22 protein-coding genes are annotated in these 24,157 nt (G+C 56.6%); 11 read left to right on the top strand and 11 right to left on the bottom strand.

Features of this window, described 5'->3' with window-relative positions:
* Nucleotides 1–12 precede the first annotated feature (12 nt).
* Entirely contained in the window at nt 13–510 is a 498-nt protein-coding gene (locus AC4EYZ_RS13685) for a TRAP transporter small permease (RefSeq protein WP_035539296.1), read from the top strand.
* Nucleotides 507–1,769, top strand: coding sequence for a TRAP transporter large permease (locus AC4EYZ_RS13680; RefSeq protein WP_490203825.1), 1,263 nt, complete (start codon nt 507–509; stop codon nt 1,767–1,769). Before AC4EYZ_RS13685 ends, AC4EYZ_RS13680 begins: the two co-directional genes overlap by 4 nt.
* Nucleotides 1,770–1,868: 99 nt before the next feature.
* Here AC4EYZ_RS13680 and AC4EYZ_RS13675 read toward each other — a convergent pair whose 3' ends face one another.
* Nucleotides 1,869–2,921, bottom strand: coding sequence for a GlxA family transcriptional regulator (locus tag AC4EYZ_RS13675; RefSeq protein WP_474192674.1), 1,053 nt, complete (start codon nt 2,919–2,921; stop codon nt 1,869–1,871).
* 554 nt (nt 2,922–3,475) lie between these two features.
* Between AC4EYZ_RS13675 and dctP the strand changes: the two genes are divergently transcribed.
* The 3 genes from dctP (at nt 3,476) to AC4EYZ_RS13660 (ending at nt 6,350) form a co-directional block, all read left to right on the top strand.
* Nucleotides 3,476–4,501 carry a TRAP transporter substrate-binding protein DctP gene (dctP, locus tag AC4EYZ_RS13670; protein ID WP_474192675.1) on the top strand — a complete coding sequence of 342 codons (1,026 nt, stop codon included), beginning with the start codon at nt 3,476–3,478 and terminating at the stop codon, nt 4,499–4,501.
* 62 nt (nt 4,502–4,563) lie between these two features.
* Complete coding sequence (locus AC4EYZ_RS13665) at nt 4,564–5,070, top strand: TRAP transporter small permease (RefSeq protein WP_027957883.1); 507 nt, start codon at nt 4,564–4,566, stop codon at nt 5,068–5,070.
* Entirely contained in the window at nt 5,067–6,350 is a 1,284-nt protein-coding gene (locus AC4EYZ_RS13660) for a TRAP transporter large permease (RefSeq protein WP_474192676.1), read from the top strand. Before AC4EYZ_RS13665 ends, AC4EYZ_RS13660 begins: the two co-directional genes overlap by 4 nt.
* A 138-nt stretch (nt 6,351–6,488) precedes the next feature.
* Here AC4EYZ_RS13660 and AC4EYZ_RS13655 read toward each other — a convergent pair whose 3' ends face one another.
* Nucleotides 6,489–7,544 carry a substrate-binding domain-containing protein gene (locus AC4EYZ_RS13655; RefSeq protein ID WP_490203824.1) on the bottom strand — a complete coding sequence of 352 codons (1,056 nt, stop codon included), beginning with the start codon at nt 7,542–7,544 and terminating at the stop codon, nt 6,489–6,491.
* Nucleotides 7,545–7,673: 129 nt separating this feature from the next.
* Here AC4EYZ_RS13655 and AC4EYZ_RS13650 point away from each other — a divergent pair, with 129 nt between their 5' ends.
* The 5 genes from AC4EYZ_RS13650 to AC4EYZ_RS13630 are packed head-to-tail and all read left to right on the top strand — an operon-like array spanning nt 7,674 to nt 13,707.
* Nucleotides 7,674–8,168, top strand: a complete 495-nt coding sequence (locus AC4EYZ_RS13650) for a formate dehydrogenase subunit gamma (protein ID WP_474193076.1) — start codon at nt 7,674–7,676, stop codon at nt 8,166–8,168.
* On the top strand, nt 8,165–9,721 hold the full coding sequence (locus tag AC4EYZ_RS13645; RefSeq protein WP_474193077.1) for a formate dehydrogenase beta subunit: 1,557 nt from the start codon (nt 8,165–8,167) through the stop codon (nt 9,719–9,721). Before AC4EYZ_RS13650 ends, AC4EYZ_RS13645 begins: the two co-directional genes overlap by 4 nt.
* Nucleotides 9,718–12,609, top strand: a complete 2,892-nt coding sequence (fdhF, locus tag AC4EYZ_RS13640) for a formate dehydrogenase subunit alpha (RefSeq protein WP_490203823.1) — start codon at nt 9,718–9,720, stop codon at nt 12,607–12,609. Before AC4EYZ_RS13645 ends, fdhF begins: the two co-directional genes overlap by 4 nt.
* Nucleotides 12,606–13,451, top strand: coding sequence for a formate dehydrogenase accessory sulfurtransferase FdhD (fdhD, locus tag AC4EYZ_RS13635; RefSeq protein WP_490203822.1), 846 nt, complete (start codon nt 12,606–12,608; stop codon nt 13,449–13,451). Before fdhF ends, fdhD begins: the two co-directional genes overlap by 4 nt.
* A gap of 10 nt (nt 13,452–13,461) precedes the next feature.
* Complete coding sequence (locus AC4EYZ_RS13630) at nt 13,462–13,707, top strand: formate dehydrogenase subunit delta (RefSeq protein WP_027957890.1); 246 nt, start codon at nt 13,462–13,464, stop codon at nt 13,705–13,707.
* Between the two features lie 100 nt (nt 13,708–13,807).
* Here AC4EYZ_RS13630 and AC4EYZ_RS13625 read toward each other — a convergent pair whose 3' ends face one another.
* Complete coding sequence (locus tag AC4EYZ_RS13625; RefSeq protein WP_474192389.1) at nt 13,808–15,595, bottom strand: methyl-accepting chemotaxis protein; 1,788 nt, start codon at nt 15,593–15,595, stop codon at nt 13,808–13,810.
* A gap of 440 nt (nt 15,596–16,035) precedes the next feature.
* On the opposite strand from AC4EYZ_RS13625, the gene AC4EYZ_RS13620 reads away from it, so the two are divergent.
* Nucleotides 16,036–16,962 (top strand): YihY/virulence factor BrkB family protein, encoded by a 927-nt coding sequence (locus AC4EYZ_RS13620; RefSeq protein ID WP_027957892.1) that lies wholly within the window; start codon nt 16,036–16,038, stop codon nt 16,960–16,962.
* Nucleotides 16,963–16,964: 2 nt separating this feature from the next.
* On the opposite strand, the gene ureG is transcribed toward AC4EYZ_RS13620, so the two are convergent.
* The 8 genes from ureG to AC4EYZ_RS13580 all read right to left on the bottom strand — a co-directional run bounded on the left by ureG (nt 16,965) and on the right by AC4EYZ_RS13580 (nt 24,058).
* On the bottom strand, nt 16,965–17,603 hold the full coding sequence (ureG, locus tag AC4EYZ_RS13615; RefSeq protein WP_041157258.1) for an urease accessory protein UreG: 639 nt from the start codon (nt 17,601–17,603) through the stop codon (nt 16,965–16,967).
* 29 nt (nt 17,604–17,632) lie between these two features.
* Nucleotides 17,633–18,388, bottom strand: coding sequence for an urease accessory protein UreF (locus tag AC4EYZ_RS13610; RefSeq protein ID WP_230804989.1), 756 nt, complete (start codon nt 18,386–18,388; stop codon nt 17,633–17,635).
* The gene (gene ureE, locus AC4EYZ_RS13605; RefSeq protein WP_474192388.1) at nt 18,378–18,893 is read right to left on the bottom strand and encodes an urease accessory protein UreE; all 516 of its coding nucleotides are present in this window, start codon (nt 18,891–18,893) and stop codon (nt 18,378–18,380) included. Before ureE ends, AC4EYZ_RS13610 begins: the two co-directional genes overlap by 11 nt.
* A 158-nt stretch (nt 18,894–19,051) precedes the next feature.
* The gene (ureC, locus tag AC4EYZ_RS13600; RefSeq protein ID WP_490203821.1) at nt 19,052–20,767 is read right to left on the bottom strand and encodes an urease subunit alpha; all 1,716 of its coding nucleotides are present in this window, start codon (nt 20,765–20,767) and stop codon (nt 19,052–19,054) included.
* Nucleotides 20,764–21,084, bottom strand: coding sequence for an urease subunit beta (locus tag AC4EYZ_RS13595; RefSeq protein WP_027957896.1), 321 nt, complete (start codon nt 21,082–21,084; stop codon nt 20,764–20,766). The genes ureC and AC4EYZ_RS13595 overlap by 4 nt, the downstream gene beginning before the upstream one ends.
* A 160-nt stretch (nt 21,085–21,244) precedes the next feature.
* On the bottom strand, nt 21,245–21,547 hold the full coding sequence (locus tag AC4EYZ_RS13590; RefSeq protein ID WP_022521353.1) for an urease subunit gamma: 303 nt from the start codon (nt 21,545–21,547) through the stop codon (nt 21,245–21,247).
* A gap of 37 nt (nt 21,548–21,584) precedes the next feature.
* Nucleotides 21,585–22,469, bottom strand: a complete 885-nt coding sequence (locus tag AC4EYZ_RS13585; RefSeq protein WP_009286154.1) for an urease accessory protein UreD — start codon at nt 22,467–22,469, stop codon at nt 21,585–21,587.
* A 227-nt stretch (nt 22,470–22,696) separates the two neighbouring features.
* The gene (locus AC4EYZ_RS13580; protein ID WP_138799486.1) at nt 22,697–24,058 is read right to left on the bottom strand and encodes a diguanylate cyclase; all 1,362 of its coding nucleotides are present in this window, start codon (nt 24,056–24,058) and stop codon (nt 22,697–22,699) included.
* Nucleotides 24,059–24,157 lie beyond the last annotated feature (99 nt).

The following is a 24,157-nucleotide window of genomic DNA, read 5'->3' as shown; positions in this document are numbered from 1 at the left end:
CACCCATTGGTAATGTTGCTACAGCGTACTGAACGCTTTCTGGACGCCATTCTACAGCCCGTGGTCTTTGCGGGCATGGCGGCGCTGATTGGGGTGATTACCCTGCAGATCGTCTCTCGTGTGCTATTCACCGCCGTCGGCTGGACTGAAGAGGTCGCCCGCTTTCTGCTGGTGTGGATCACCTTCTTAGCCGGCACCTTGGCGTTTCAGCGCGGGCGGCATATTGCCGTGACCTTTGTGGTGGATGCCCTGCCCGGCCGCCTGCGCCAAATCGCACGGCTTGCCGCCCTGCTGGTAGTGCTGGCGTTTATGATCACGCTGATCGTGATCGGCTACCGCTATATGCAGGTACAGAGCTTTCAGAAATCCGCCTCGCTGCGGCTTTCGATGACCTACGTCTACGCGGTGATGCCGATCTGTGCGGCGATTATGGCCTGGTATGCGCTGGTCGATATCATCGAGCTGCTGATTAACGGTGAAACCTCCCAGCCCCAGGAGGAGTCGCTATGACGCTGCTGCTGTTTGGGCTGTTCTTCCTGTTTATGCTGCTGGGCGTGCCGATTGCCTTTGCCATTGGTGCCAGCACGCTGTATGCGCTCTATCAATCCGGCGTGCCGCTGATGGTGGTGACCCAGCAGATGTTCCAGGGCATCAACTCCTTTGCCCTGGTGGCGATCCCGATGTTTATCCTCGCTGGGGATTTAATGGCCCAGGGTAAGGTGAGCGAAAAGCTGGTCAGCTTTGCTGATTCATTAGTCGGCTTTATGCGCGGCGGGCTGTCGGTGGTCTCGGTGATGGCGGGCATGTTCTTTGCGGCAATCTCCGGCTCTGGCGCCGCGACCACCGCAGCGGTGGGTTCCAGCCTGGTGCCTGAGCTAAAACGCAAAGGCTATGACCCGGCCTCAGCAGCCAGCTTGATCGCCGCCAGCGGCACCATCGGGGTGGTGATTCCGCCCTCGGTGCCGATGATCATCTACGCAGTGATCGCCCAGCAGTCGGTCTCTAAGCTGTTTCTAAACGGTTTTTTACCGGGTCTGGCGATGGGTTTAGGGTTAATGGCGATTGCCATTGCTCAAGCCTATAAACGCCAATACCCCAAAGGCACACCGCTCTCGCTGGCAACCATCTGGACGACCTTTAAAGACGCCAGCTGGGGCTTGATGACGCCGGTGATTATCCTGGGGGGTATCTTCTCGGGCATCTTCACGCCTTCAGAAGCCGCCGTGGTGGCAGTGAACTACGCCATGCTGGTATCGCTGTTTGTGTATCGTGACCTTAACCTGCCCCAGATTTATAAGCTGCTGATCCGTTCAGCGATGACCACCGCGGTGATTATGCTGGTGATTGCCATGTCGGCGGTGCTGAGCTGGACGCTGTCTAGCTGGCAAGTGCCGGGGGCGATTGCCCAGGCCGTGCTGTCGCTGTCTACCAACCCTTACGTGATTATGCTGCTGATCGTGGGGATCATTCTGCTCACTGGGGTGTTTATCGAAACCGCCAGTGCACTGATTATCCTCACCCCGGTGCTGCTACCGCTGGTGCTGCAGTTGGGAATTGATCCGATCCACTTTGGTTTGATTATCGTGGTGGGGCTCTCGATCGGCATGATTACCCCACCGGTGGCGATCAACCTCTATGTGGCCTCATCGATCACCCAGCTACCGCTGGAGCGCATTACCCGCGCGATCATCCCTTACCTGCTGGGGCTGGTCGGGGTGCTGCTGTTAGTGGTTTACGTGCCGATTATGTTGGGTTGGTCGGGTGGTTAAGTCAGCGTTTGCACTTTTTAAAGAGAGCCTTATTGGCTCTCTTTTTAAGGTGGCGCTTATCTAGCCTCAGTGCATTCATCGTGAATTCAAATAAGAAGTTCACATCGAATGTTCGCCAGCTTGGCACGACTTTCGAAACTGTCCCGGTGTTACTTCAAAGAGCTGGAAAAAACAGCTGCGAAAATGAGAGATACTCACAAAACCGGTGGCAACTGCCACTTCGGCAACGGGCTTGTTAGTTTGCTGAAGGAGCTGGCGCGCACGCGTTAGACGAAGTTCCATATAGTATCGAGAAGGGCTAGCATTAACGTAATGCCCAAACATACGTTCTAACTGGCGCCTCGAAATATTAACCCAATTAGCTATTTCGGATATGGATAAAGGCTCTTCAATATTATTTTTCATCAACTGCAGTGATATTTTCAATTTTTCTGGCAGAGTGAGGTTTTGATCGACACCTATCGTTGAAATATCTGGAGAGTCCAAACCTTTATCACAGCTAAGCATCTCTTCAACTGCGCTGACCACCTCATTGCCACAATCAGTTCTGACTACTTCAAGCATCATGCTCAATGAGCTACTCGCCCCAGCACAACTGATACGATTACGGTCCACAATAAAGCTACGGCTAGATACCGATACATCCCAGAACTGCTCTGCCATCATCGCGCGGCCATCAGGATGATAGGCACATTGGTAGCCACTCAACAATCCTGCCTCTGCAAGGAAGTAAGCACCGTTCCATAATCCTCCTAGTATGATGTCTTTGTTGTCAGCATGTCTCAGTTTGCTGCGCAGTAGGAGGGTTGTTTTAGGAAGTACACGCAGACCACCGCATACAATCAACACATCAATTTTGAGGCTTGTAGCATCGAACTGGTCTAACGAATAATCCGCTGCCACCTCAATACCTAAGTCAGAAACCGTTGCAGATGCCTCGCTACCCACCACCAATACTTCATACACCGTAGTAGACTTCATTAAATTCGTTGTAACGAGTGCATCCACAGCGCCAGTGAAAGCCATCATTGAAAAATTCTCTAGCAGTATAAAAGCTACTCTTTTTTTTATTTTAGGCTTCTCTAAAGAGTCAGCCGAAGGAATGTAAGCCATGTTTTTATTTTTCAATATACTTGAGAATTTATCCTTCATGATGAGCCTCAATTTTTTGAATCATAGTTATTGTTAAGCAAAAATCACGCCATGGAAAAATAAACCAATAAAATCAGGATAATTAGAATTCACCAATACCACAAGATCTCAAACCCAACCATGTAAAACCTGCCCAACCTTGTGTCAAGTTGAACAATTTACACGAACCCTACATGGCTGGTTAAAAAGTAAAAAATAGTTAAATTATTTAAATACCTTATAGTAAAAGTACGAATTTCAGCCGTACTAGCCAATCGAGCATTACATCAGTCGGCTTTCACTGAACTTTTCGATATCGCACTGGGTAGAGATGGCTTTTTCATTTTCACTCATGAGCCTACTACTAACACAACCTTAGCCTCTAGCGTCCCGCGGCGCGAATCTTCCTCTCGCCTTACTTCGTCAGATAACAAAAACATACCCATCGCCACGTACTTTTTAAAAGTTCATCAAATGTCGCTATTTAGGCCCTTAGTGTCGCAAAAAATACCTTTTCGAAAGTCGTAACTGATTCAAGATGAAAATCCATCCCCTGTCCTCTGAGAAATAAACTTATGAATAATCCTAAAAGCAAAAAAGTTACTCTGGGCGCTGCAACTCTTTTGTCCTTAACAACCATCGGGAGTGTCCAGGCAGAGAACATCTCGTTGAAATTCCATAGCGGGCTTTCACAATCTCGCCCTGAAGCAGAGCAGATCAACAGATTCGCTAGCTTAGTGAGTGAAAAGTCAGATGGCGAGCTTGACATCGAAGTCTACCATGCAGGCGCCTTAGGTCTTAAAGAAGCTGACATGCTGAGAGTATTGCAGCAGGGCATGGTCGATATGGCACTACTGTATGGTGAATATTACACACGTGATGCGCCTGCCTTGGCATCTGTATATGCTCAGGGCGCCATTACGGAATCTTCCCAACATGACGAAATTCTTGATGTAATCAGGGAACTCTATGAAGACGGCTTCTCAGAGTGGGATATTCAAATCGTTGGTGGCGTCGTTGCTCCTATTTTCGATGTAGGTTTGCACTGCAAAGAGCCGGTACACTCCTTGGCAGACCTAGAGGATAAAAAAGTCCGCGTCTGGTCTAGACACCTTGTGGATACTTTTGAATTATTGGGCATTTCAGCTCAAGTCATTCCGCAAAACGATATGTATATGGCACTTCAAACAGGCGTTGTAGATTGTGCCTATTACTTATCTACCGTGGCCCCCACCGTTTCGCTTCAAGAAGTCACCGAGTACGAGTCTTACTTACACCCTTGGGCAGCCTCCCCATGGCTCTTTGGTATCAGTAAACAAGCGCTATCCCGCCTCAACGACAACCAACGTCAGGCTCTGGAAGAAGCCGGTGAAGAGATTTGGAACGAGACCCGCGCCACTGCTGTTAATCCAGAGCGCGAAGCGCAGGCGCGTCAAGAGCGTAAAGAATTGGGAATCACCATGCTTCCCGACTTCTCAGATGATGACGTCGAAACCTTTGTAGACGCCGCTTGGCAGGCGTGGCAAGCCATGGCGGAAAACGCAGGCGAGGACGGCACACGCTACTACGAGACAGTCACTCAAGCGATCTCCGAAGAGTAATGGGTACATAAGCCAATCGAGAGCCAATACCTATTGGCTCTTTCTTTTTGGAGCTAGTCGTGATGATGAGAAAAATCAACACTGTACTGAACCATACCGCCTATGCCTTCTTTCTATTGGGCGTTATGAGCGGTATCGCAATGACGGCACTGATATTCGTCAGCACCTTGATGCGCTATCTGGGTGGTCATCCTTTGCGTTTTTCCGATGAGCTGGCGGGGCTGCTGTTCTTAACATTGACCTTCCTTTGTCTACCTTATGTGCTCAATAAGGGCCGCCACATACGCATAGAGATACTCGTCAACCTGATGCCAGCAGGGATCGCGAGGATAATGGACTTTATTGGCGTCGTCGTATTACTCACGTTCTGCGCCATCTTCGCCTTTGAGTCCTGGAATTTCATGAACTTCTCGTTCTCGCTCAATTCGCGTACGGATATCAGTAGCATTCTCTTATGGCCGTGGATGGCAATCATGCCTTTTTCCATGATGCTGTGCATCTTGATTCAGCTCAGCCATGGTTTTAAACAGCCCACGACAGACACTGCCTCAGCGGAGGATGCGATATGAGCTGGTTACTCTTGAGCGGGGCGCTAGTTCTATTTTTAACCAGTGGCGCAATCCTAGGGGCGGCGCTGGGGCTTACGGGTCTACTCCTGCTTCACTTTCAAGCTAACGGCGCCACCCCCTTGGCGATTAACGCAGCTTGGAACATGCTAACGGATTTTACGCTGAGCGCAGTTCCTCTATTCATATTTTTAGGTGAAATACTTCTCGCAAGCGGCGTGTCAAAACGCGTCTATAACGGCCTAACCCCTCTGTTCGCGCGTGTTCCAGGGCAATTACTCCATACCAACATTGCCGTTTGCACGCTGTTTGGTGCGGTTAGCGGGTCAAGCACCTCTACCGCAGCCGCCATAGGCGCAGTTGGCTATCCTGAACTGACAAAACGTGGGTATAAGCCAAGTGTAGTGGTGGGTACGTTAGCTGCAGGGGGCACCCTTGGGCTTCTCATTCCCCCCAGCTTGGCATTGATCATCTACGGAGCAACTCAAAACGTCTCTATCGGCCAGCTCTTTATCGCTGGTATGCTGCCAGGCTTGCTCATTGCTGCCGCCTTTTCCACATGGATCATGATCCGCTCTAAAATTGGCGAGCCAGTAACCCCTACGTTTAAAGAGAAAGTGACCTTCAAGCACGTAATAACTGGACTCAAGGAGATATGGCCTCTTCCCGTACTTATTTTCTTCGTGCTGGGAACTATTTACCTGGGGATCGCGACGCCTACGGAGTCGGCGGCTTTGGGCGTAGTGGCCAGTATCGTTTTAGGTTTAACATGGGGTGATTTAACCTTCAAAAGACTATGGCAGGCGTTTAAGCACGCCTCGATCATGTTTACCGCTATCGGTATGATTTTGATTGGTACAGTGATCCTTTCTCAAGCCGTCAGCCTACTAGGCATTCCTCGTACTGCAGTCGAAACGATTGGCAACTTTGGGCTAGGCCCATATGGCATACTGCTGATGATCGTCATCGTCTATATCGTGCTAGGTTGTTTCTTTGATGGCATATCACTGCTTCTCATGACTCTCCCCATCACCTTCCCGATGATCACAAGCTTAGGGTTCGACCCCATCTGGTTCGGTATTATTGTCACGCTACTTATAGAGATCGGTATGATAACGCCGCCCGTAGGACTCAATCTCTTTGTCCTATCATCCATTTCTAAAAATGAAGTTAATTTAACATCTGCTGCAAAGGCCTCCTTGCCTTACTGGCTTATTTTACTTGGCGCCATAGGCGTATTTACACTATTTCCTAACATCATTTTGTGGGTCACTACCTTTTAGAATAACTGCAATCCACTAAATGATATTGCTGAAATATAGGCCCTCTCTAGCTACAGAGAGAGCCTATAGTTTAAATACGATACTCATGATACTTAAACCGATGTAGCTACCTCTAGCACTCTTCCAATCAGCACGACCTTATAAAAAGCTGGCGATCTCAATCACGCAGCCACACTGGCTCGGGCTATAACCCGGCAGGCGCTGCACCGCCTCCTGGAAGGAAGCGCTGCGCAGCGCTTGCAAAAAGTCGTCAAAGTTAGGCTCTTTCAGGGAGCGTTTGTGGCAGGCCAGCAAGTAGTCTTCGGTGGCCAGCGGCACAAAATCAAGTCCAAAACGCTGCGCAGCTGCCTCGACACCGAAGCCTGCATCCGCCATTCCCGCCGCTACATAGGCCGCCACCGCCGAGTGGGTGTACTCCTCAATCTCGTAACCGTTCACTTTGGATGCAGCAATACCCGCCTCGGCCAGCAGGCCATCCAACAGCTCCCGGGTTCCCGACGACGCTTGCCGGTTTATAAACGTGGCCGACCTGTCGGCCAGCGCTGCAACGCCATCAATCCCCAACGGGTTACCCGGCGCCACCATTAGCCCCTGTTGGCGAGCGATAAAACCTACCAGCCGATGATAGCGAGGCTTGAGTAGTCGGCGGTATTTGCGCCGCATGCTCTCGCCCACCGCGCCTCTGGGAAGATGGCAACCCGCCAGATCGCAGCTATTGCGGTTAAGCGCCGCCAACGCTTCCAGAGGGCTGCAGTACTGCAGGTCAAGCTGCAGATCCCCCAAATGCTGCGGCAGCAGCTCTATCGCAAAACCGTGGCTGGCGTGGAGACGCAGTACGGGGTGCACGCCTTCCTGGTGCTGCTGGATGGCAAGGTTAAGCTCTGAGCTCAGGCTATCAAGCTGCGGGCTTAACCGAGCGGTGGCGCGTTGTTCGGCCCATAGCAGCTTTTCACCCAGCTGCGATAACCGCGCCCCTCGCCCACGCGCCATTTCTACCAAGGAAACACCAAAAAACTCTCCGCCCTGGCGCAGTAAATTCCACGCATGGCGGTAGGAAATACCCGCCTCTTCGGCAGCATGGGTCAACTTGCCATGACGATGCACCGCCCCCAGCAGGCGCAGAAGGTTGGTATCGAGACGGTGCCCATCTTCATCACTAAAGCACCAGGTGGGCGTTACCTTGATTCGTTTCATAGGCAAAAAATTTCATATTTTGCAGTCATTAACTTGATGCTAGCGTTAGATCAACCGTGATGCACGTCTTTTTAAATATGAAAAATAGTGCATATTTACAACATAATAAACAGTAGTGAGGAAGGCACCATGAACCATCCCCAGGAGTGGGCGCCGCAGGCGATTCAGGCCGAAGTCGACGCCCTGAAGCACAAGCCCGGTGCCCTACTGCCGATCCTCCACGCCCTTCAGGATCGCATCGGCTTTATTCCTGAGGCAGCGGTGCCGATCATCGCCGATGCCCTGCACCAGACACGTGCCGAAGTGCACGGCGTCATCAGCTTCTACCACCACTTTCGCACCACGCCGCCGGGGCGCCACGTAGTGCAGATCTGCCGCGCCGAGGCCTGCCAGTCGGTAGGGGCGCGCCAGCTCGAGGCCCACGCCAAAGCGCGTCTGGGGGTCGATTACCACCAGACCACGGCGGATCGCGAAATTACTCTCGAGGCCGTGTACTGCCTGGGCAACTGCGCCTGCGGCCCGTCGATCCGCGTAGACGACAGCGTACGCGGCCGCGTCACGCCGGAAGCCTTCGATGAATTGATAGATGAGCTACAAACCCGGCCGCTGGAGGTGATGGGATGAGCATCCGCGTTTATGTACCCCGCGATACCACCGCGCTTTCGCTGGGCGCCGATACGATCGCCAGCCGACTGGAGAGGGAGGCAGCTGCACGCGGAAAACCCATCACGCTGGTGCGCAATGGCTCCCGCGGGCTGAGCTGGCTTGAGCCGCTGGTGGAAGTCGACACTCCCATCGGCCGGTTCGCCTATGGCCCGGTAGCCCCCGGCGATGTCACCGCGCTGCTCGATAGCGGCCTGCTGGAAGGCAGCGTCAGCCACCCACTGGCGCAGGGCCCCACGGAAGAAATCGACTACCTCGCCCGCCAGCAGCGGCTGACCTTCGCGCGTATCGGTATTACTGACCCGTTATCGATTGAGGATTATCGCGCCCATAACGGTTTTTGCGGCTTGGAGGCTGCGCTGCAACGCGAGCCCCAGGATATCGTCGAGGAAGTCAAAGCCTCGGGGCTTCGCGGACGCGGCGGGGCGGCATTCCCCACCGGCATCAAGTGGCAGACAGTGCTCGATACGCCAGCCGATCAGAAGTACATCGTATGCAATGCCGATGAAGGCGACTCCGGCACCTTCGCCGACCGTCTGGTGATGGAGTGCGACCCCTACATGCTGATCGAGGGCATGGCGATTGCCGGCCTCGCGGTGGGCGCCACCCAAGGCTATATCTACCTGCGTTCCGAGTATCCGCTAGCGAAAGAGATCCTCGACGAGGCCATCCGCCGCGCCGAACAGGCCGGGTATCTCGGCGACGACCTCCGCGGCAGCGGCCGCGCCTTCCATCTGGAAGTACGTCTGGGCGCCGGGGCGTACATTTGCGGCGAAGAGACATCTCTTCTGGAAAGCCTGGAGGGCAAGCGCGGGCTGGTGCGCTTCAAGCCGCCGCTGCCCGCCATCGAGGGCCTGTTCGGCCGCCCTACCGTGGTCAATAACGTACTCTCGCTGGCCGCCGTGCCGTTTATCCTCGCCGAAGGTGCCGAGGCCTACGCGTCCCATGGCATGGGCCGCTCCCGGGGCACCCTGGCGCTTCAGTTGGCGGGCAACGTTCAGCGCGGCGGCTTGGTGGAGCTGGCGTTTGGTACCACCCTGCGCACCCTGATGGAAGCGTTCGGCGGCGGCACGGCAAGCGGCCGACCGCTGCGCGCCGTGCAGGTCGGTGGCCCGCTGTGTGCCTACCTGCCCGAAAGCCAGTGGGATATGCCGCTGGATTACGAAACATTCGCCGAGGTCGGTGCAGGCGTCGGTCACGGCGGCGTGGTGATGTTCGATGACAGCGTCGATATGGCCGAGCAGGCGCGTTTCTCCATGGAGTTCTGCAAGGAGGAGTCTTGCGGCAAGTGTACGCCCTGTCGTATCGGCTCGACCCGTGGCGTGGAGGTGATCGATCGCATTCGCGCCAACGACAATCGCGAGGCCAACCTCGCCCTGCTGAGTGATCTTTGCGAAACGATGGTAGACGGCTCGCTCTGCGCCATGGGCGGCATGACCCCCTTCCCGGTGCAGAGCGCGCTGAAACACTTTTCTGAGGATTTCCAGCGAGCGGCGAACGGAGACAGATCATGATTCAGCACTTCGACCCCAGTCAGCATGCCAGCAACGCCGGGCATAGCAAAGACCTCGGCACGCCCTTCCCTGCTCAGGCCGTCGGCACTGCCTCGGTGAGCCTTGATATCGACGGCGTGACAATCAATGTGCCGGAAGGCACCTCGGTACTGCGCGCGGCGGCTCTGGCGGATATCAACATTCCCAAACTGTGCGCCACCGACAGCCTGGAAGCCTTTGGCTCCTGTCGGCTGTGCGCCGTGCAGGTAGAGGGGCGTCGGGGCTTTCCCGCCTCTTGCACCACGCCGGTGGCGCAGGGCATGAAGGTGACCACCCAGAACGAGCGGCTCGCCAAGCTGCGTCGCAACGTGATGGAACTGTACATCTCCGACCACCCGCTGGACTGCCTGACCTGCCCCGCCAATGGTGACTGCGAGCTGCAGGATATGGCCGGTAGCGTGGGCCTGCGCGAAGTACGCTACGGTTTTGAGGGCGAGAACCACCTGAAATCCGTCAAGGACGAATCCAACCCCTACTTCACCTTCGATCCCAGCAAGTGCATCCTCTGTTCACGCTGCGTGCGCGCCTGCGACGAAGTCCAGGGCACTTTCGCGCTAACCATCGATGGCCGCGGGTTCGAATCCAAAGTATCAGCAGGCCAGAACGACGCCTTCATGGACTCGGACTGCGTCTCCTGTGGCGCCTGCGTGCAGGCCTGCCCCACGGCCACGCTGATGGAAAAAAGCGTGATCGATCACGGCGTGCCGGATAGAAGCGTGGTGACCACCTGCGCCTACTGCGGGGTGGGCTGCTCCTTCGAAGCCCAGATGAAGGGCGATCAGTTGGTTCGCATGGTGCCCTACAAGGGCGGCGACGCTAACCACGGCCACTCCTGCGTGAAGGGGCGCTTTGCTTTCGGCTACGCTACACACCCGGATCGCCTGACCACACCGATGATCCGCGACAGCATCGACCAGCCATGGCGCGAAGTAAGCTGGGAAGAGGCGATTGGCTTTGCCGCAACCCGTCTCAAGGCGATTCAGGCCGAGCACGGCCGCGAGAGCATCGGCGGCATCACCTCGTCGCGCTGTACCAACGAAGAGACCTATCTGGTGCAGAAGCTGATCCGCGCCGCCTTCGGCAACAACAATACCGACACCTGCGCACGGGTCTGCCACTCGCCCACCGGCTACGGCCTGAAGACCACGCTGGGCGAATCCGCTGGTACCCAGACCTTTGATTCGGTGATGAAGGCGGACGCCATTATCGTGATCGGCGCCAACCCCACCGATGCCCACCCGGTGTTTGGCTCGCTGATGCGCAAACGCCTGCGCCAGGGGGCGAAACTAATTGTCGCCGATCCTCGCCGTATCGACCTTTTAAAGACCCCTCACATGAGCGAGGCCCAACATCTGCCGCTGCGCCCGGGCACCAACGTGGCGCTGGTCAACGCGCTGGGGCACGTGGTGGTGACGGAAGGTCTGGAAGACAAGGCGTTCGTGGCCAAGCGCTGCGACACCGATGCCTATAACAGCTGGCGTGAGTTTATTGCTGAACCGCGCCACTCCCCGGAGGTCACTGAGGCGATTACCGGCGTGCCCGCCGAGGCCGTGCGCCAAGCCGCGCGAACCTACGCCATGGCAGGCAACGGTGCCATCTACTACGGGCTGGGCGTCACCGAACACAGCCAGGGTTCGACCATGGTGATGGGCATTGCCAATCTGGCCTTAGCCACCGGCAACATTGGCCGCGAAGGCGTGGGCGTCAACCCGCTGCGTGGCCAAAACAATGTCCAAGGTTCGTGTGACATGGGCTCCTTCCCCCACGAGCTGCCAGGCTACCAGCACGTGGCTGACCCTATCGCCCGCGGCCGCTTTGAGGCCGTGTGGGGCGTGAAACTGGACGACGAGCCGGGGCTGCGCATTCCCAACATGTTCGATGCTGCCATCGAAGGCACCTTTAAGGCGCTTTATGTTCAGGGCGAGGATATTGCCCAGTCCGATCCCAACACTCAGCACGTCGAGGCGGCGCTCACGTCGCTGGACTGCCTGATCGTGCAGGATATCTTCCTCAATGAAACGGCCAAGTTCGCCCACGTACTGCTGCCGGGTTCAAGCTTTCTGGAGAAGAATGGCACCTTCACCAACGCCGAGCGACGTATCAACCGGGTACGCAAGGTGGCAGCCCCGGTGGCCGGCAAGGAAGACTGGGAAATCACCCAGGATCTGGCCAATGCGCTGGGCTACCCGATGCATTACACCCATCCCTCCGAGATCATGGACGAAATCGCCCAGTTGACGCCAAGTTTCGCGGGCGTCAGTTACGCCAAGCTGGAGGAGCGCGGCAGTCTTCAGTGGCCCTGTAACGCCGAGTACCCGCTGGGCATGCCGACTATGCACGAGGTTGAGTTCCCCATCGGGCTGGGACGCTTTGCAATTACCGAGTACGTGGCCACCGAGGAGCGGGCCAACCGCCGCTTCCCGCTACTGCTCACCACCGGCCGGATCCTTAGCCAGTACAACGTGGGCGCCCAGACCCGGCGCACCGACAACCAGCGCTGGCACGACGAGGACGTGTTGGAGCTACACCCTTCTGACGCCGAGCTGCGCGGCATCCGCGACGGCGACTGGCTGGGTATCACCAGCCGTGCCGGCCAGACGGTGCTGCGTGCCCGGCTCAGCGAACGTATGCAGCCAGGCGTGGTTTACACCACTTTCCACCACCCCGGCAGTGGCGCCAACGTCATCACCACGGACAACTCGGACTGGGCCACCAACTGCCCGGAATACAAAGTCACGGCAGTGCAGGTAGAGAAGGTCAGCCAACCGTCAGCCTGGCAGCAACGCTTTAGCGCCTTCGACCTGGCCCAGCGTGATTACCTGGCCAAGGCCCAGCAGGAGGTTCCATGAGCTCACCTATGAACGGCACGGCGTCAGTACCGCAGGCAGCCCTGATGCGCCAGCGGGTGGAAGTGCACCGGGGTACCAACGGCTGGTACGCCGATGCCCAGGAGGATCTACTGGCATTGGAAAGGCCAGTGGCACTGGTCTACAACGGCATCTCCCACGCAGTGATGATGGCCAGCCCGACGAATCTTGAGGAGTTTGCCCTGGGCTTCAGCCTTTCCGAAGGTATCCTGGCAAACGTTGACGAGTGCTACGATCTAGACATCCACGAACAGCCTCAAGGCCTCACCATTCATCTCACTATTGCCAGCCAGCGAATGGCCGAGCTCAAACAGCGGCGGCGAAGCCTGACAGGACGCACTGGCTGCGGGCTATGCGGCACCGAAGCCCTGGAGCAGGCCATACGGCCGATTCCCCATGTCATGGCGCCGCCGTTGAGTGATGCCGCCATCCAGCGTTCCCTGCGGGAGCTGTCCGCCCACCAACCGCTGCAGGCGGCCACTGGCGCCAGCCACGGTGCCGCCTGGTGCGATGTTTGGGGGAACATTAAACAACTGCGCGAGGATGTGGGTCGCCATAACGCCCTGGACAAACTGATTGGAGCCCTCGCCCGCGAGGCCAGCCCCCTCGGCGAAGGGTTCGCGCTGGTCACCAGCCGCGCCAGCTACGAGATGGTTCACAAGTGTGCCAGTGTCGGCATTGGTGCTCTGGTGGCGGTATCGGCGGCCACCGCCCTGGCCGTGGAGCAGGCCCAGGCATCGGGGCTGCTACTGGCAGGCTTTGCACGGCCCGGCCGCCATTTGATCTACCATCGACCCGCTACGGCGGCAATGGCCACGGCTTAGGAGATACACCATGTCGTCGCACCACGATAACCAGCTGATTCACATGACCAACCAGATCGCCGCTAACCTGGGCGGCGGTCGCGATGAAGAAACGGCGGCAGCGGCCACCTGCCGCCACCTGGAAACCTTCTGGGCACGCTCCATGAAGCATCGCCTGGTCGCCACACTGGAGCGCGAGGATGCCCCGCTTTCACCGCTGGCAAAGCGGGCCGTCATCTTGCTGGCTGAAGGACTGGCCAGGCGGCATGCCGGATAAGCATCACCGTCGTTAACGCAACGGGGCTTGCCAAATGGCAAGCCCCGTTTTTATACCCATCTTTCCCAAGCGCTGATATCACAAGCACTGGTAGTGAACGTTAGAACTCTTCCCACTCATCTGCAGCATGCTTTGCCGGTGAGGGCTTTGATGATGGCTGTGATGAGGAGTGCGATGAAAGCGCAGGGCGCTTCATGGCGCTATCACTGCCACGTTGCTGAGGGGCCGGAGACGCTAGCGCTTCGTGCCGCGGCGTGGGCTCATCGTCACCAAGTACGAAGGAGTTGATTAACTGATTCAGGTGCTCCGCATGGCGGCGCATATTGGCGGCAGCGGTGGTGGACTCCTGCACCATGGCGGCGTTCTGCTGGGTCATGGTGTCCATTTCAGCCACGGCAGTGTTGATCTGGCCAATACCGCTGCTCTGCTCTTTAGCGCCAGCGGTGATCTCACCGATTACATCGGTGACTTTCGCCACGCTGGAGACAATCTCACGCATGGTATCACCGGCGCTGCGTACCAGCTTCGCACCGGAGTTAGTGTGCTGAACCGATGCATCAATAAGCGCACGAATCTCTTTGGAAGCATCGCTGGAACGACTGGCCAGAACCCTAACTTCTTGTGCCACCACGGCAAAGCCGCGGCCATGCTCACCTGCCCTTGCGGCTTCCACCGAGGCATTAAGCGCCAAAATATTGGTTTGGAAGGCAATCGAATCGATCATGCTGATGATGTCACTGATGCGCGATGCAGAGTCGTTAATATCGCTCATGGTGCTTTCCACCTGCCCCATCGAGGTCTCACCTTCGCGGGCTACATCAGCAGTAGACTGCACCAGCGTATTGGCCTGCTGGGCATTGTCGGCGCTGTGATTAACCGTCGAGGTGATCTCTTCCATGGAAGCGGAGGTTTGTTGCAGGTTCGCGGCCGCCTGCTCGGTACGGGTGGCGAGCTCATCGGAGCTTTGTGAGATCTCCCCCGCCGCTTGGTGCACGCTGAGCGTACTGCTGCGTACATCACGAAGCGTGTTCTGCATCCGCGCTACAAAGGCGTTGAATTGAACGCTAAGCTCGCCAATTTCGTCACCGCTTTCAACTGCTAAGCGACGGGTTAAATCACCGCGCCCCTGGGCAATATCGTGCATAGCCGCAGTAGTGCGCTTGATCGGCCCCAGCGTGCGACGCACCAAGCCATACGCTATCAGTGCAATCACAATAAATAGACCCAGACCCAACAAGGAGGCAAATATAATGCCCTGGCGCAAATCGGCGGCAGCCGCGGCTTCAAGTTCGGCAATAGCATCGTCAGCATCGGTGACGTAAACGCCTGCACCAATGAGCCAATCCCATTTTTCAAGGCGGTCAACGAAGGAGTGCTTGGGTTCAATTCTGTCGGTACCTGGGTAATCCCACATATAGCTGTAGAAGCCCCCGCCACTCTGAGCAAGCTGAATGATCTCGCGAATCAGATAAGTGCCATCGGGGGTTTGCGCGTCGATCATGTTGGTACCTTCACGCTCCGGTGCAGGCGCCGTGACGATATTGTTACCGTCATAGTCGTAGATAAAAACGTAGTTGTTATCTTCAAAGCGCATGGAACGCACCAGCTCGGCTACCCGCTGTTTGGCTGCCTCATCGTTGGCACCGGCTTGTTCGTAAATGGGCTCGATGGCAGAAGTCGCCATCTGGACGATATCGCGCACCGCATGGCGGCGCTCTTCAATCAGCATTTCACGCTGGTTTGCCAACGTATCGCGGGTGTCTTGGGCGCTGCTGTAGGCTTTAAACCCGACCAGCACAACCGTCACTAACAGAAGAGGGAGCAGTACAAGCATCAGCACCTTGGTTTGTAAACCAAGGGCTCGTTTGGGAGCAGAAGGAGTGGACATATGTGAGCAAGCTCCAGAGTCAGTCTTGAGTGAAGAGTTTTTAGTAGTTATAGGAGCCTTATCGACCTAAAGTGCACGAACTTTACCAGTTTTTTTATTTTTTTACTTAAGATTCAAATAATTAGCAACTAATAATTAGGTTCATAACCTAAGTTAAGGTTATTCATAAAGTAAAGGTTCACTGTGAGGATGTGGTGGCCAGGGATGGCCCGTTTTAAGCAAGTCGCTTAACCACAATCTTCGGTTGCCCTGACCTCCCTACCGCCTGGTCAGGGCGACCTTTTTGTTTGTTGGGCGGTGAGTTAGCTTCTGCCTCTTACTACTCTCTCCTGAAGCCAGATCAGGCAATTCGGGACTTCCTTGATATTTGCCCTTGTTATTTGCCATTGCCATCAGCGTATCATGGCGATAGGGCCTAATGTCCAAGGAGAATAGCAAGCATGGTTCGAAACCACCCATTTGTTAGCGCTGTCTTGCTCCTGCTCCCTCGGTTGGCTCACTTTGCTTGGCGCGTATTACGCAATTTCCTGAAAAATCACGGTGTCCTGCTGGCCGGCGGAGTGGGCTACAACATCCTGCTCTCTATCGTGCCGCTTTTTGCCGTGCTCGTTGTGCTGTTAACCCAAGTCGTCGATCAGCAGCACTTACTCAATGTGCTGGCCGTACAGGCACGCCATATGGCGCCTGCCCACGCGGAGGTGTTGCTGGAGGCCGTTCGCAGCCTGCTGGAATCGCGAGATGTGATTGGCATTCTGAGCTTTCCCATTCTGCTCCTGTTCAGCTCATTTGCCTTTCGTATGCTGGAAGACGCCCTGGCGATCATTTTCCATGCGCCGGATAGCCCGCATATCAAGCGCAGCGTTTGGGTTTCGGTAATGTTGCCCTACGCCTTTATGGTGGTACTGGGGGCGGCGCTTATGGTTCTCACGCTGGTAGTCACCCTGGCCAGTTCGCTCAATACGCTGGTAATGCTGCTATTTGAACGTGAACTACCGCTGGCGGGATTTTCAGAGCCGGTGCTTAACCTGGCCAGTTTCACTGGGGTGTTCCTGCTGTTCAGCGCTATCTACAAAGTGCTGCCGGTGGTGCGCATCGCCTTACGTCGGGCAATCGTAGGAGGCTTTGTGGCAGCACTGCTGTGGGAGGGGGTTCGCCTGTTGCTGGTTTACTATTTCGCCAATCTCTCGTTCGTTAACGCCGTCTACGGTTCGCTGGCAGCGCTGGTGGTCGTACTGATTAGCCTGGAAGTGGGCGCCATCATTTTACTGCTGGGCGCCCAGGTGATTGCCGAATTGGAACGCAATACCCGCCTTGGCTTGCCATGGCACGTCGACCCCAATCGCCAGCCAATTACGCGGGTCGATTGACGTTAGCTAGCGGTCACTTCGGCCTGCGGACGCCGCTCATCCAGCATCCCTTTATCGAGAATAAAGCGGATGATCTCCTCAAGCCCTACTCCGTCATAAAGATTGGTGAACACGAAGGGCCGCTCGCCGCGCATTTTCTTGGAGTCGCGCTCCATTACCTCTAGTGAGGCGTGCACCTGCTCGGCGATATCGATTTTATTGATAATCAGTAGATCCGATTTGGTAATGCCCGGCCCACCCTTGCGGGGGATTTTGTCGCCTGCCGAGACGTCGATGACGTAGAGCGTTAGGTCGGAAAGCTCGGGGCTGAAGGTCGCCGAGAGGTTATCGCCGCCCGACTCCACCATCACCAGCTCTAGCTTGGGATGGCGCCCCTGTAGCTCATCGATGGCCGCCAGATTCATCGAGGCGTCTTCGCGAATCGCGGTATGCGGGCAGCCGCCGGTCTCTACGCCCAGAATACGATCCGCAGGTAGGGCATCGTGCTTGAGCAAAAAGTCGGCGTCTTCGCGGGTGTAGATATCGTTAGTGACTACGGCGATATCGTAGTAATCACGCAGCGCTAAACAGAGTTGCTTGAGCAGTGCAGTTTTGCCGGAACCAACCGGGCCACCCACACCAACGCGTAAACAGTGAGTCATTGTTCTCTCCTCGTTAACTTCTAGGCCATCTAACTTCGAAACAGGCGCGAATATTGGGTTTCGTGCAAGGCGCTAGCCAGTGCCAGACCGGGCAGCACCGGGCCCAGCTCTTCATCATCCAGCGTAAGTGCCTGATTAACGGCATTCACTAGCGCGGGGCGCAGTTGTTCAATTACTCGCTGGGCAGCGGTGTGGCCAAGCGGCAAGGCTTTACAGGCCACCGCTAGCTGGTTCTCCATCCACGCCCAGGCAAACCCCAGCAGCGTTTGGCGAACAGACACGCCACGGACGTGGGCCGTGTAGGCAAACAGCGTTACATAACCTGCTTGGGGCGGAAGCAAGGGTGGGAGTAAGTCTTCACTTGGCAACTGCTGCTCTCTCGGCAATAAGTTCAAGCTGCCCAGTAGGCGTTTGAGCGAGGCGCCCAGCCTGCTATCTTCGGCGGCGAGCTCGGCGGTTTCCCGGGTGGCAGCCAGCCACTCATCCCACGCGGCAATTGATTTACGACCTTCTGCCATGTCCGCCTGGCCAAACGCCTGACCAAACGCATCGTGCAACCGCGCCAGCACTGGCAGTTCGCAGCGGGTTAAGCCATCTTCCAGCACACCGTTTAGCCACTCGGCGAGGCTGGCTTCATCGCGCACCCAGTCCAGCTCAAAGGCGCTTTCCAGACCTTGGGAAAAGGCAAAGGCGCCGATGGGCAACGCTGGGCTCACCAACTGCATCAGCCCTAGCAGCGCTAGCTCATCACTTTGGCTTTCTAGCGCAGTGAGTTCAGTGGGCATGGTGGTGCTCATGCGAGTGGTCATGATCGTGGTCGTGTGAATGACCATGTGAATGTCCGCCACCTACTTGGTTATAAGCACCCGGCTCCGGGTCGAACGTTGCGTTGTGGTGCTCTAGTTCGGCACCTAATAGCTCGGCGAGCTCTTCCAACACGTGATCCGGCGGAAAGCGCACCCAGCCGCCCTTTTCATCTTCACCCAGCGCCAGCTGTACGTGGCGATTGCCCAGGTGGTAGGCCAGCCGTGCCAGCGGTAAGCCAGCACTCACTCGCGCGGTAACCACCGGTTCTACCGCTGCGCAGACACGCACCACTTCGCCGCTTTCGGCTTTTAGACCTTCGCCGCTGCGCAGCACCGGGCCGCGATCCAGAAACAGACCCAGTTCGCGGCCGCTATCGCTTTGGGCTTTTAAGCGCCCGCGAATACGTAGCTCAAAGGGCAGCGTGAGCGTATCGCTAGCGGCGCGCTCCTCCACTGGCCCTAAACGTTCTATCAGTTTCAGCATTGCTATAGTCCCGTTGAAATTTTCGCGGCCTAGCCGGGGTAGCTCTACGTGAGGGCGCTGTAAATACATCCTTGTAAGCTACTTTTGCCATCCATGGCAAAAGACCCTCACTACGAGCTACCCCGGCTAACCTGACTGTGGAGGTGTCGCCCACTTTTTTAGAACAAATGGTAGCGCTGGGACAACGGCAGCTCGGTGGCGGGCTCGCAGGTTAAAATTTCGCCATCGCAGCGCACTTCATAGGTTTGCGGGTCGACGGTTAGTTCTGGGCAGGCATCGTTCAGCTTCATATCCTGCTTGCGCACCTGGCGCACGTTTTTGCACGCCGCTAGTTCGCTATTTAGCCCCAGTGTTTCTTTGATGCCCGCATCCAGCGCGGCCTGGCTGACAAAGCTGAGCCGGGTTTGGCTGGCCGCACGGCCAAAAGCGCCGAACATATAGCGGTAATGCACCGGCTGCGGGGTGGGAATCGAGGCATTAGGATCACCCATGGGCGCCGCCGCAATCATGCCGCCTTTGATCATCATCGCTGGCTTGACGCCAAAGAAGGCCGGTTTCCAAAGCACCAGATCCGCCAGCTTACCGACTTCGATGGAGCCGACTTCATGGGCGATACCGTGGGTGATCGCAGGGTTAATGGTGTACTTGGCGATATAGCGCTTGGCGCGCAGGTTATCGGCCCCCAGGGCCTCATCTTCCGGCAGCAGGCCGCGCTGCACCTTCATTTTGTGGGCGGTTTGCCAGGTGCGGCAGACCACCTCACCGACCCGCCCCATGGCTTGGGAATCCGAGGCAATCATCGAGATCACGCCCAAATCGTGGAGGATATCCTCGGCGGCGATGGTTTCCCGGCGAATGCGTGAGTCGGCGAAGGCCACGTCTTCGGGGATATTGGGATCCAGGTGGTGGCACACCATCAGCATATCGAGGTGTTCGTCGATGGTGTTGACGGTGTAGGGCCGCGTTGGGTTGGTAGAAGAGGGCAGCACGTAGGCTTTCGAGCAGGCAGTGAGAATATCCGGGGCGTGGCCGCCGCCCGCGCCTTCGGTGTGGTAGGTGTGAATGCAGCGCTCTTTGAACGCGGCCAGGGTGTCTTCCACAAAGCCCGATTCGTTCAGGGTGTCGGTGTGGATCGCCACCTGCACATCGTAGGCATCCGCCACGTTGAGGCAGTTGTTGATTGAGGCGGGCGTGGTGCCCCAATCTTCGTGCAATTTGAGCCCCATGGCGCCCGCTTGGAGCTGGAGCTCCAGGGACTCAGGCAGGCTGGCGTTGCCCTTTCCCAGAAAGCCAATGTTCATGGGCATATCGTCCACCGCCTGGAGCATTTTGCCGATGTGCCAAGCGCCGGGGGTGCAAGTAGTGGCGTTGGTGCCGGTCGCCGGGCCGGTGCCGCCGCCCAGCATGGTGGTCACGCCGCTCATCAGCGCTTCTTCGACCTGCTGGGGGCAGATAAAGTGAATATGGGAGTCGATACCGCCTGCGGTCAGGATCTTACCTTCGCCGGAGATGATTTCGGTGCCGGGGCCAATGATGATCTCAACATCAGGCTGTACGTCAGGATTGCCTGCCTTGCCAATAGCGGCGATGCGGCCGTTTTGAATGCCCACGTCGGCTTTGACGATACCCCACCAATCCAGAATCAGTGCGTTGGTAATCACGGTATCCATCACCGTGTCGTCGGCGCGCTGGCTTTGACCCATGCCGTCGCGGATGACCTTGCCGCCGCCGAACTTCACTTCATCGCCGTAGTGGGTGGCGTCTTGTTCGACTTCAATCCAAAGCTCGGTATCGCCTAGGCGTACGCGGTCGCCCACCGTGGGGCCATACATATCGGCATAGGCTTGCCGACTGATCTTATTAACCGGTTTCATTGTTTACCTCCGTCGAGCGCGCCCATGACATCGCCGCGAAAACCGTAAATTTCGCGCTTGCCCACAAAGGGAATCAACGTGACTTCGCGGGTCTGGCCAGGCTCAAAGCGAATCGCCGTGCCTGCGGCCACGTCCAGACGAAAGCCTCGGGTTTTATCGCGATCAAACACCAGCGCCGGGTTAGCTTCGGCGAAGTGGTAGTGGGAGCCGATCTGGATCGGGCGGTCGCCGGTATTGGCCACCTCGACGCTAATCCGCTCACGCCCCGCGCACAGCTCGATATCACCTTCTTTTAACTTGTACTCACCGGGAATCATTTGGTTGCTCCTTTGTTTTTTTGTGAGGTGTTAGGCGAGAGGTGTGAGGTGTGAGGTGTAAAGAGAGAGGTATGAGGGGTGCGTAACCCACTACTACTCACCCCTAACTATTCACTCCTCACCCCTCACAATCCACCCCTCACTCCTCACAATTAACCCCTCACACAATTGGCGTATGGACAGTGACCAGCTTGGTGCCGTCGGGGAAAGTGGCTTCCACCTGCACTTCGTCGACCATCTCGGCGACACCGTCCATCACATCCTCACGGCTAAGGATTTCGCGACCATAGCTCATTAAGTCCGCTACGCTGCGGCCATCCCGGGCGCCTTCCATAATCTCGAAGCTGATCAGCGCCACCGCTTCCGGGTAATTGAGTTTTAAACCACGCGCCTTGCGGCGCTCCGCCAATTGGGCGGCTGAGAACAGCAGCAGCTTGTCTTTGTCTCTTGGGGTTAATTCCATGGAATGTGTCTCCAGCAGTGCATCGCAGTGATGCTAATTAGGTTAGCCAAATTCGTGGTGTATGTGCTTCACGCTCGATCCAGCGGGGGCGCAGCAGTTGCCAAGCCTGTTCGCATAACGCCCAGGCTTCGTTACGCGAGTTGCCTAAATAGCGCAGCAGCAGAACACCGTGGCGGACGGTGACCGCCCAGCGCGGGTTATCCGGCAGCGCTTCACGCAAGGCTTCAATGGCAGCAGGCGCGTCGGCAATCCCCACTGCCCAGAGCGTGGCCTGCACCGTGGCACCGCCCTGCCCCCAGCGCCCGGCAAAGCGTGGGTGTAGTGGGTCTAGCGGTTGGCGCTCTAGCCACAGCGGTTTGCCATCCAGGGTTAAGCGGAAGTGCTGCTCAATACGCCCGGAAACATAGGGTAAGTCGCTGGCCGGGCGGCCCAGTGCCATCACTTCCCAGCCCAGGCAACGGGCGCTGCCGTGAAGGTCAATTTGGGTGCGCTGTTCACCCTTGGAACCATCAAAGGCGATGGTCTCCTGGGGCAGCCACTCCAGAGTCGCGCCATCTTCAACGCTCAACCGGGTATGCTGCGTCCATGCCACGCCCTGGCTGTCGGCTTTATAGAGTTTATTGGCAGCCGGAGTCGTCAGCAGCGCATGGGCACCGCTCTCTACATGGGCACTAATGGTAAGCGCATCGCCGCTGACTAACCCGCCCGGCGGGTGAAGCACATAAACATGACAAGCCTCACTACGCCCTTCGGGATAGAAAGGGCGCTGCACCCGCAGTGGTCCCTGATGACGCGCCTGCACCATGCGAGTAGCACTGCCCCGATGAGCGAAGGTGAGTGCTAACGAAGCTGCCCAATGGCGGCCTGCATCGAAGCGGTGGCCAGAGGCAATGTGTGGTTTGGCGAGTTCGCACAGGATCATGGGTTGCTACCGCTTCCTTTTCACTAAGCCTTTGACATAGGTAAGCAATTAATGCGCCAAAATGGTGAAAAGCCCTGCTGTGCGGTCAATGGTAGGGATGAACGGCGGTGACTGGCAGTGCCACGCATCTAGGCGCACCAAAACAGCACCACATCAGACCTCAAATGCACCAAATAAATGCACTCACTACTTGCTTAGTGCTCAGCCTGCACTCACTCTTCACACCATTACTGCACAACGACCCGGTCACGCCCGCCGCGCTTCGCTTCATAAAGGGCCTGATCAGCACGCTGCAGGGAGTGGTGATAGTCTGGGTGACCATCGTGAAGCGTTACACCCACGCTAATCGTCACGTTAAGCAGCGTATCGGCACCGGCGAGCATCGGCTCCTTAGCCACCGATTGGCGTAAACGCTCAGCAAATAACCGGCTGCCGTCATGGTCAGTATTGACCAGCACAATCAAAAACTCCTCACCGCCCATGCGAAACACGTAATCACCCCCACGGGTGGAGCGATCAAGGATGCTCGCCACCTGCTGCAGCACGTTGTCGCCGGCGTCGTGCCCATGGGTATCGTTGATCGATTTGAAGTGATCGATATCTACCATCAACAGCGCAAAGCAGTGCTCCGAGTGGCGGGCAATGTCTATTTCGCGACTAAGCACCACTGACAAAAACTTGCGGTTGAGCAACCGGGTTAAGCTGTCGCGCCCTGCATCCAAACCGGAGGCGCGCTCTAACACATTGTCGAGCAGCATCAATACCGTGCGGGCGGCATCACGAATCTCGCCCAGCGCCTTGAGCCGTTGGTTAATATCCTCATGCTGCAGGGCTTCCAGCCACTCACGATCCACTCGCTGAATATGGTGTGAAATAGTAGCAATCTCTGGCACACCCTCGAACGCATGGCACGCTTTATGGAAGTACCACAGACCAAAATCGGAATTGGATAACCGCGGCAGCGTGGCGATATCCTGCTGGGCGGCTATGGCAAACATCAGCGCATTCTCCCAATTCAACAGCGCCGAACGCTGGCGTTCACGCTCGTCGCCAATGCTCTGGGTGAGTGAAAACAGCTTGTACGCCTCTTCGGTGCGCGCATTACGGTCACTGGCCACCGAGTAGGCGTGGCTCATGATCTCCATGGCCATATCAATATGGTCGGAGACGTACACCGAGGCATCCCCCGGCGATAGCGGGCTTTTGAACGTGGCGTTGATCTGTTGATAAAACACCTGCTTAAGCTGCCGCGCTCCACTTAGCACCAGGTTGACCGGAATATCGATGCGGGCATGCACCTGCCCCACTTTTTCCTGCTGCTCAACCAGGGACTCAAAATCGGCGTGCTCAACGGCAAACATGGCCTTCAGCCAGCGCTGCATTGAGGGGTGTAAACGCTGCTCCACTTGATCGTTGGAGAGAAACAGCGAAGCATGCGGGTCTTCCAACATCACCCGGTAAAAGTGGTCAGCAAAGCTTTGCCCGTGGTGCTCTACCAACGTCTCGACTGCTTGCCGCAACGGTTTGGGCGTACGCTCCAGAAGCGCTTGCCACTCGGCGGCGAGCTGATGTTTATCTTTATAGCGCATACCCCACCTGCTTCTTATTGATCAACAGCCAATATTACACGCCAAGCATTTTCGTCAACCGAACACAGAGCAGGGTTTTAGCGAATAAGCCCGCCAGAT

This window comes from Vreelandella sp. 162(4c) (assembly GCF_058152265.1).
This window is presented reverse-complemented; position numbering and strand designations above follow the sequence as displayed.